Genomic DNA, 8,361 nt, shown 5'->3' with positions numbered 1-8,361 from the left:
CGAGCGCGGCCGCGTGCTGATGAGGCTGTCAGCGCGCGTCGCCGGCTCGATCGAGGAACTCGCCGCGATCGAGGCGCGCGACACCGGCAAGCCCCTGAAGCAGGCACGTGCCGACGCAGCCGCGCTCGCGCGCTACTTCGAGTTCTACGCAGGCGCCGCCGACAAGCTGCACGGCGAAACCCTCCCCTATCAAGCCGGCTACACGGTGCTGACGGTGCGCGAGCCGCACGGCGTCACGGGCCACATCGTGCCGTGGAACTACCCGATGCAAATCTTCGGGCGCAGCGTCGGCGCCGCGCTCGCGGCCGGCAACGCCTGCGTCGTCAAGCCGGCCGAGGATGCGTGCCTGTCGCTGCTGCGCGTCGCCGAGCTGGCCGTCGAGGCCGGGCTGCCGGCCGGCGCGCTCAACATCGTCACCGGCTATGGCCATGAAGCCGGTGCCGCGCTCGCGCGCCATCCAGGCATCGACCACATCTCGTTCACGGGTTCGCCGGCCACCGGCAAGCTGGTCACGCAGATGGCGGCCGAGAATCACGTACCCGTCACGCTCGAACTCGGCGGCAAGTCGCCGCAGATCGTGTTCGCCGACGCCGATCTCGAAGCGGCGCTGCCCGTGCTCGTATCCGCGATCGTGCAGAACGGCGGGCAGACCTGCTCGGCCGGCAGCCGCGTGCTGATCGAGCGCGCGGTGTACGAGCCGCTCGTCGAGCGCCTCGCCACCGCATTCAACGGGCTGCGCGTCGGCCCGAGCCGCGCCGACCTCGACTGCGGCCCGCTGATCAACGCGAAGCAGCAACAGCGCGTGTGGGATTTCCTGTCCGACGCGCAGCACGACGGCATTCCGATGGCCGCGCACGGGCAGGTCGTCGCCGACGCGCCCGAAAGCGGCTTCTACCAGGCGCCCGCGCTATTGCGCGACGTGCCGCCGTCACACCGGCTCGCACAGGAAGAAGTGTTCGGCCCCGTGCTCGCCGCGATGCGTTTCGTCGACGAAGACGAAGCCGTCGCGCTGGCGAACGGCACGCCGTACGGCCTCGTCGCGGGCATCTGGACGCGCGACGGCGCACGCCAGATGCGTCTCGCACGGCGCCTGCGGGCGGGCCAGGTGTTCATCAACAACTATGGCGCGGGCGGCGGTGTCGAACTGCCGTTCGGCGGTGTCGGCCACTCGGGGCATGGCCGCGAGAAAGGCTTCGAGGCACTGTACGGCTTCACAACGCTGAAAACGATCGCGATCCGGCACGGCTGATCACGCTGCAAGCAGCATGCGGCATACGACCGGCAGCGCCCGGTCGCGTGCCGAAGCACGACGACACTCATATCCAGCACAGGAGACACACCATGCGGTTGAGCGGCAAGACGGCAATCGTCACGGGCGGCGGCTCGGGGTTCGGCGAAGGCATCGCGAAGACGTATGCGCGCGAAGGCGCGAACGTCGTCGTCAACGACCTGAACGGCGCGGCAGGCGAGCGCGTCGCGAGCGAAATCGCGCTCACGGGCGGCAAGGCCATCGCGGTGGCCGGCGACGTGTCGAAGCAGGACGACTGGCACGCGCTGCTGCAGGCCACGCTCGACGATTTCCACGCGGTGCAGATCGTCGTGAACAACGCAGGCACCACGCACCGCAACAAGCCGGTGCTCGACGTGACGGAAGCCGAATTCGACCGCGTGTACGCAGTCAACATGAAGAGCCTGTTCTGGTGCGTGCAGACCTTCGTGCCGTACTTCCGCGAACAGGGCGGCGGCGTGTTCGTGAACGTCGCATCGACGGCCGGCGTACGGCCTCGGCCGGGACTCGTCTGGTACAACAGCACGAAGGGCGCGATGATCACCGCAAGCAAGTCGCTCGCGGCAGAACTCGGCGCAGATCGTATCCGCGTGAACTGCATCAACCCCGTGCTCGGCGAAACAGCGTTGATGACCGAATTCATGGGCTGCGAGGATACCCCCGAGAACCGCAGCCGGTTCCTCGCGACGATCCCGCTCGGCCGCTTCTCGACGCCGCAGGACATCGCGAACGCCGCGCTTTACCTCGCCTCCGACGAAGCCGAATTCATTACGGGCGTCTGCCTCGAAGTCGACGGCGGGCGCTGCATCTAGCCGCACCGGGCGGTTCACGCGCCGAGCCGGGATGCTTCGGCAGGCACGGCATCCACGCACTGCTTCGCACGAAACCGGGCCTGCCACTGATACGCCGGTCCCGGCCAACTATAAGGACAGCGGTGCATGGGACCCAAGTAAGCGCTGAAGCGCTAACTTTGATCGACCGCGAAGCATGGGACCCAAGTAAGCGCTAAAGCGCTAACTTTGATCGACCGCGAAGCATGGGACCCAAGTAAGCGCTAAAGCGCTAACTTTGATCGACAGGAGACAACATGGCAACATCGACGCAGTCGCTGCCGGGCTCGTCCGGCGCATTCGAGGAAGCAACCTACCGCAAGGTGTCGTGGCGGCTCGTGCCGCTCCTGCTGCTGTGCTACGTGGTCGCGTATCTCGACCGCGTGAACGTCGGGTTCGCGAAGCTGCAGATGGCGAGCGACCTGAACCTCAGCGACACCGTGTATGGGCTTGGCGCAGGGATCTTCTTCTTCGGCTACTTCCTCTTCGAAGTGCCGAGCAACATCATCCTGCACAAGGTCGGCGCGCGCGTGTGGATCGCACGCATCATGGCGACGTGGGGCGTGATCTCGATCCTGACGATGTTCGTCACGACGCCCACGATGTTCTACGTGATGCGCTTCCTGCTCGGCGTCGCCGAAGCGGGCTTCTTCCCCGGCGTGATCCTCTACCTCACTTACTGGTATCCCGCGCACCGGCGCGGCCGGATGACGACGTTCTTCATGACGGCCGTCGCGCTGTCCGGCGTGATCGGCGGGCCGCTCTCGGGCTTCATCCTGAAGGCGTTCGACGGCATCAGCGGGTGGCACGGCTGGCAATGGCTGTTCTTGCTCGAAGGTATCCCGTCGGTGCTGGTCGGCGTGGTCGTGTTCCTCAAGCTGGACGAGCGGATCGAGAAGGCGAACTGGCTGACCGACGACGAAAAGGCGCTGCTCACGCGCAACGTCGATGCTGAAGAAGCCACCAAGGAAGACCTGCCGCTCGGCGCCGTGATGTCGAGCCCGCGCGTGTGGCTGATGGCGCTGATCTACTTCTCGTTCGTGATGGGGCTCTACGGCGTCGGCTTCTGGCTGCCGACGATCATCAAGGCCACCGGCGTGACCGACACGTTCACGATCGGCCTGCTGTCCGCGATTCCGTATGCGGCCGCGGTGGTCGCGATGATCCTGATCGCACGCAGCGCGGACCGGCACCGCGAACGCCGCTGGCACGTCGCGATTCCGGCCGCGATCGGTGCGCTCGGGCTCGTGCTGTCGGTGATCTGGGCGCACCAGACCGCGCTTGCGATGCTCGGCCTCACACTCGCGACGATCGGCATCCTGACGACGCTGCCGCTGTTCTGGAGCCTGCCGACCGCGTTCCTCGGCGGCACGGCGGCCGCGGCCGGCATCGCGATGATCAACTCGATCGGCAACCTCGCCGGCTTCCTCAGCCCGTACATGATGGGCTGGCTCAAGCAAGCAACGGGCGCCAACGATTCCGGCATGTACATGCTCGCCGGGTTTCTCGTGCTCGGCGGGCTGCTGGCGCTGTCGGTGCCGAAGCGACTGGTCGACAAGTAACCCTGAACGCATGACGTCCGCCGGCCGATAACCGACCGACACCCGAAACGCCCCGCTGGCCGGAACCGCTCCGGTCGGCGGGGCGTTTCTGCTTCCGCGCACGCACCGCCTGAGCGATACGGGTTCGGTATCCCGCCAACGATGACTTTCTCGCCGTAAAAATGTTCTCTATTAATCCGTTTAATATGGAACAATAAGGAACATTTTGAGCGCCACTGGCCGAACATGCTCCATACCGTCGAAGAGTCCGCCGCCCGCCTGCGTCTCCACCCGAAGACCGTCCTGCGCTTCATCCGCGAGGGCAAGCTGCCCGCAACGCGGGTCGGCCGTGCATACCGCATCCTCGACGCCGACCTCGCCGCGTTCTCGCAAACGAAGCCGGCCGCGCCCATGCCGCGTGCGGTGCGCGTCACCAGCATCGTCGACATTCCGGACGCGTCGCAGTCGCTGCACCAGTACCTGTCGCGGTCGCTGCATGCGATGGCATCCGGCCGCACGTCGTATGTCGACCCGGTGCGAATCGACGTCACGTTCGATCCCGCCGCCAGCCTGGTCAAGATCATCGTTGCCGCAACGCCGGCCGACACGGCCGCGCTGATGTCGTCGCTCGAGGCGCTGCTGCAGCAAAGCGGGACATGAGCGCGATCTTCAGGTCGCCCCGCCACGCCCGTGCGATTCGCGCGGCTTACGAGGCTGCGCTGTCGCACTGGCCGGCTGGACATCGGCGCATCACCGTGCAGACGCGCCATGGCACCACGCATGTGATTGCCTGCGGTCCGGAGCACGCGCCGCCGGTCGTACTGATCCACGGCGCGCAGACGACAGCGGCGAGCTGGCAGCACTACGCGGGCGAAGGGTCGAAGCATTTCCGGCTCTACGCGATCGACGTGATCGGCGAAGCAGGACCCAGCGCCCCGTCGCGGCCACCGCTCGCGAGCGACGCGTACGCGCAGTGGCTCGACGACGTACTCGACGGCCTGGGCGTGTCACGCGCCGCGTTCGTCGGCATCTCGCTCGGTGCGCGAACCGCGCTCGATTTCGCGTTGCGGCGGCCAGCGCGCGTCACGCGGCTTGCGTTGCTCTGCCCGTCCGGCATCGGCCGGCAGAAACCGTTTCTGTGGTGGGCGCTGCCGCTGTTACTGCTCGGCGATGTCGGGCGCGCCGGCGTGCGACGGCGCGTGCTCGGCCGCCTGCCGCCCGCATCGACGCCGGCCGAGCGCGACACGTTCGCGCTCATGCGCGCCGTGGATCGCGGCTTCCGGCCGCGCCTCGAAGCGATCCCGGTGTTCGGCGACGGCGCGCTGCGCACGCTGTCCACGCCCGTCATGGCGATCGTCGGCGGTCGCGACGTCATGCTCGATTCGCGCGAGACGCGCGATCGCCTGACGCGTCTCGTGCCGCACGCGCAGGTCCTGTTTCTTCCGGATCAATACCACTTCATCCGCGGGCAGCGCGACACCGTGCTCGCATTTCTCATGTCGACGGAGCCAACCCGCATGCACCCCCGAATCGTCCAGGCAGCTGGCCACCGCGTGCTGGTCCGCGACCCCGCCGCCGGCCTGGTACAACGCGAAAGCGATGCGCTCGACCTCGTTGCGCTCGCGCACGAGCATGAAGCCGACTGGGTCGCGGTGCCCGCCGACGCGCTGCACGACGATTTCTACCGGCTCGAAAGCGGCCTCGCAGGCGCCGTGTTGCAGAAGCTCGTCAACTACGGCGTCCGGCTCGGCGTGGTCGGTGAAATCGACCACCGGCTCGCGCGCAGCGAAGCGCTTCGCGCGCTCGTTCGCGAGTCCAATCGCGGCACATCGGTGTGGTTCGTCGCGAACGAGGGGGATCTGCTGCGCAAGCTCGGCGCGTGACGCGTCATCCAGGCCCACCCTGGACGAACAAAAGCCCCGAAGGCCTTCCGGCATTCGAGGCTTTTTTGCGCAAGTTGCGCGAGCCGCCCGCATCAGGCGGCCACGCCACCCGCGTCAGACCACCGTAATCGCGAGCGCGCTTTCGCGGTAATGCTTCGCAGCCTTGTCGGTTTCGCCGAGATGCTCGAACAGTCGCGCGAGCGCGCGATGCGCGCGCACCTTCAGCGCCTCGTTGTCGGCCAGCTTCAGTGCCGATTCGAGGAACGACTGCGCCTTGCCCCACAGTTGTTGCTGCTGGCACAGGCGGCCGAGCGCGAACAGCAGGTCGGCATCCTCCGGGTGATCCTTCTTCCACCCTTCCGCCTTCTGGATCAGCGGCAGCGCATCGGCACCGGCCGTGTCCGGATAACGACGCAGCAGGCGCGCATCCCAGTTGTGCGCGAGCGCGTCTTCGACGATGCGGCGCGCTTCGTTGCGGCGTTCGAGCGGGACGAGCAGATCGGCGGCGAGATCGGCGAGACGCGGCGACTGGCGCTCGACCGGCGACAGCGACTGCCATACCTCGAGCAGTGCATCCGGGTCGTGCCGGCGTTCACGCAGCAGGTTTTCCGCAGCCTGCTGGCGCAGCCGCACGGCCGCGGCCGGATGCAGCGCCTCGCGCTTCTCGAGCGCCTTCGCGAGCTTCAGCACCTCGGCCCAGTTCTTCAGCTGCTGCTGCGCGCGCAGCGCAACCTGCTGCGCATGGATGCGCTTGCCGCCCGCCTGCAGGTCGGCCAGCGCGGCGAGCGCACCGTCGGCGTCACGTGCATCCGCGCGCATGTCGGCCGCGGCGAGCAGCCGTGCGTCCTGCCATTCCGGCGCGTCGACCTTCGACAGCCAGTCGTCGCGACGCGTGTACTCGTGCATCCGGTGCGCGGCGGTGGCCGCGACGAGACTCGCCGCGCCCTGGTTCGCATCGACCGACAACGCTTCACGCGCGGCCTTCTCCGCGCGCGAGAAGCGGCCTGCGTACAGGTTCGCGATCGCGTCGCGCAGCGATGCCTGCGCCTTCTCGTTGCGCGAACGCGCCCGATACGCGGCGACCCGCTGCGGCATGCGCCAGATGTTGCGCACGATACGCAGCAGCGCATACACGACGATGAACAGCACGACGATGGCGATCACGAACAGGTTCAGCGACACGTCGATCCGGTACGGCGGATAGACGAGCAGCACCTGCCCCGCGTCGAAACGGCCAACGGTGGCGAGCGCAGCGGCGATCGCGAACAGGACCGCGAGCCAGACGATTCCTCGAAGCGTCATCGTTACCCCCGGCTCTTGAACTGCTGAACGGCGTTCAGGCTCGTGTTCAGGTTCGGCACCGCAACCGTCAGCGATGCGCCGTCAACCTGCTTGAGCAGATCCTCGACGGTCTGCGTATCCTTCGAGGCCTGATCGAAATACTTCCCGAGCGACGCCTGCGCAGCGTGCAGGTCGGCCTTCATCGCGCTGTCGTTGCGCGCGAGCAGCGACAGGCGCGCGGTCAGCAGGCGCAGCTTCACGTTCTCGCGCACGAAGTAGCCCTGGTCGGGCGACGCGAGCATCGCGTCCGCGTTGTCGATGCGGCGCACCTGCACGAGCCCCTTCAACTGCTGGCCGAGGCCGGCCGAGAAGTCGTGCCACCACACCTTCCAGCGCGGCTCGCCGGCCACGGCCGACGACGCGGCGCCGGCCGGTGCGGCCTTCGGCGCTTCATGCGGGACGATCGCCTCGCCGGACAGCGGCAGCGCGTCGATCTTCGCAATGGCATCGTCGAGCTTGATCGCAAGGCCCGTGAGGTCGGCCGCCGGTGCGGCCTTCAGCTTCTCGATGTCCAGCGCGAGCGCCTTGCGCACCGTGACGGCCTGCGCGCTCTGCGACGTTGCGAGGCGTGCGTCGGCGTTCTGCAGCGCGATCAGCGCGAGCTGCGTGTTGCCGGTCAGCTGAAGCTGCTGGCTCGCGCTCGACAGCATCTGGTCGACTTCCTCGAGCATCCACGCATCGCGGTTACGCGACAGGTCCTGGTATTGCTGCTGCAGCGCCTGCTGCGCGCTCTGCGCGTCGGCGAGCTTGCCGTCGAGCTGCGCGAGCTGCGTGTCGACCTGGTGCGTGCTCGCGAGCGCCTGCTCGGTCTTCAGGCGCGTCTCGGCGGTCTGCGCATCGAGCGCCTTCTGGCGCGTGACGAACGTGCCGTCGAGCCGGTCGATCTTGCGGTTCAGCGCGTAGCCGCCGACGCCCGCCGCGCAGCCGAGCACGACGACGACGAACCACAGCACCGCACTGCCGCCGCGGCGCGCGGGCGGTTCGGCGCCCATATAGGCGGGACGGGACGGCGGTGCGGATGCAGCGGCCGGCTGGGAAGCGACGCTTTTGGAATCGTTGGTATCTGTCATGCGTTTAGTCACCGGTGCGGCTGTCGCCGGTTGGACGGCCTCGTCGGCCATCGTTCGAAACGCGCGGACGATGCGCTCATCGCCCGCGCCGGTCAGCGTAATCCTATCAAAACCCAATGAACGCGCGGTCTGCTCGATCCGCGGATGCGGCGTCACGAGCGGCGCGTGCTTCAGCGCGTCGATCTCGGCATCGTTCAGGTGCGACCGCGCGAGCTCGTGCAGGTTGCGCACGCCTTCCGAGCTCGTGACGAGCCACGCGTGCGGCTCGCCGTCGAGCAGCGCGTGCACGCGCTCCCACGCGCCGACGCGCGGATCGGGCACGACACGCCGGTACGCGGCGACGAGCGTGACGTCCGCGCCGGCCTCGCGCAACCGGTCGGCGAGCCATTCGCGCCCGCCGTCGCCGCG

Annotated in this window: 7 protein-coding genes; 5 read left to right on the top strand and 2 right to left on the bottom strand. The window is 67.9% G+C overall.

Annotation, left to right across the window (positions count from 1 at the left end):
* The 5 genes from G3O00_RS37105 to G3O00_RS37085 all read left to right on the top strand — a co-directional run.
* A partial coding sequence (locus G3O00_RS37105; RefSeq protein ID WP_206145985.1) for an aldehyde dehydrogenase family protein occupies positions 1-1,249 on the top strand: 1,249 nt, incomplete at its 5' end.
* Positions 1,250-1,341: 92 nt separating this feature from the next.
* Positions 1,342-2,100 carry an SDR family oxidoreductase gene (locus G3O00_RS37100; protein ID WP_206145984.1) on the top strand — a complete coding sequence of 253 codons (759 nt, stop codon included), beginning with the start codon at positions 1,342-1,344 and terminating at the stop codon, positions 2,098-2,100.
* A 275-nt stretch (positions 2,101-2,375) separates the two neighbouring features.
* The gene (locus G3O00_RS37095; protein ID WP_011352866.1) at positions 2,376-3,680 is read left to right on the top strand and encodes an MFS transporter; all 1,305 of its coding nucleotides are present in this window, start codon (positions 2,376-2,378) and stop codon (positions 3,678-3,680) included.
* A gap of 225 nt (positions 3,681-3,905) precedes the next feature.
* Positions 3,906-4,319: a helix-turn-helix domain-containing protein gene (locus G3O00_RS37090; protein WP_206145983.1), complete on the top strand. Its 414-nt coding sequence runs from the start codon at positions 3,906-3,908 to the stop codon at positions 4,317-4,319.
* Positions 4,316-5,542, top strand: a complete 1,227-nt coding sequence (locus G3O00_RS37085; RefSeq protein WP_206145982.1) for an alpha/beta fold hydrolase — start codon at positions 4,316-4,318, stop codon at positions 5,540-5,542. Before G3O00_RS37090 ends, G3O00_RS37085 begins: the two co-directional genes overlap by 4 nt.
* Before the next feature lie 114 nt (positions 5,543-5,656).
* On the opposite strand, the gene G3O00_RS37080 is transcribed toward G3O00_RS37085, so the two are convergent.
* The gene (locus G3O00_RS37080; protein ID WP_011352869.1) at positions 5,657-6,844 is read right to left on the bottom strand and encodes a heme biosynthesis protein HemY; all 1,188 of its coding nucleotides are present in this window, start codon (positions 6,842-6,844) and stop codon (positions 5,657-5,659) included.
* A gap of 2 nt (positions 6,845-6,846) precedes the next feature.
* Positions 6,847-8,361: fused uroporphyrinogen-III synthase HemD/membrane protein HemX (gene hemDX, locus G3O00_RS37075; RefSeq protein ID WP_206145981.1), on the bottom strand; the 1,515-nt coding region annotated here is incomplete at its 5' end.

The organism is Burkholderia sp. Ac-20384, assembly GCF_017104605.1.
GTDB lineage: Bacteria > Pseudomonadota > Gammaproteobacteria > Burkholderiales > Burkholderiaceae > Burkholderia > Burkholderia lata.
The sequence above is the reverse complement of the archived record's forward strand: the minus strand, read 5'-3'. Positions and strand labels throughout refer to the sequence as shown.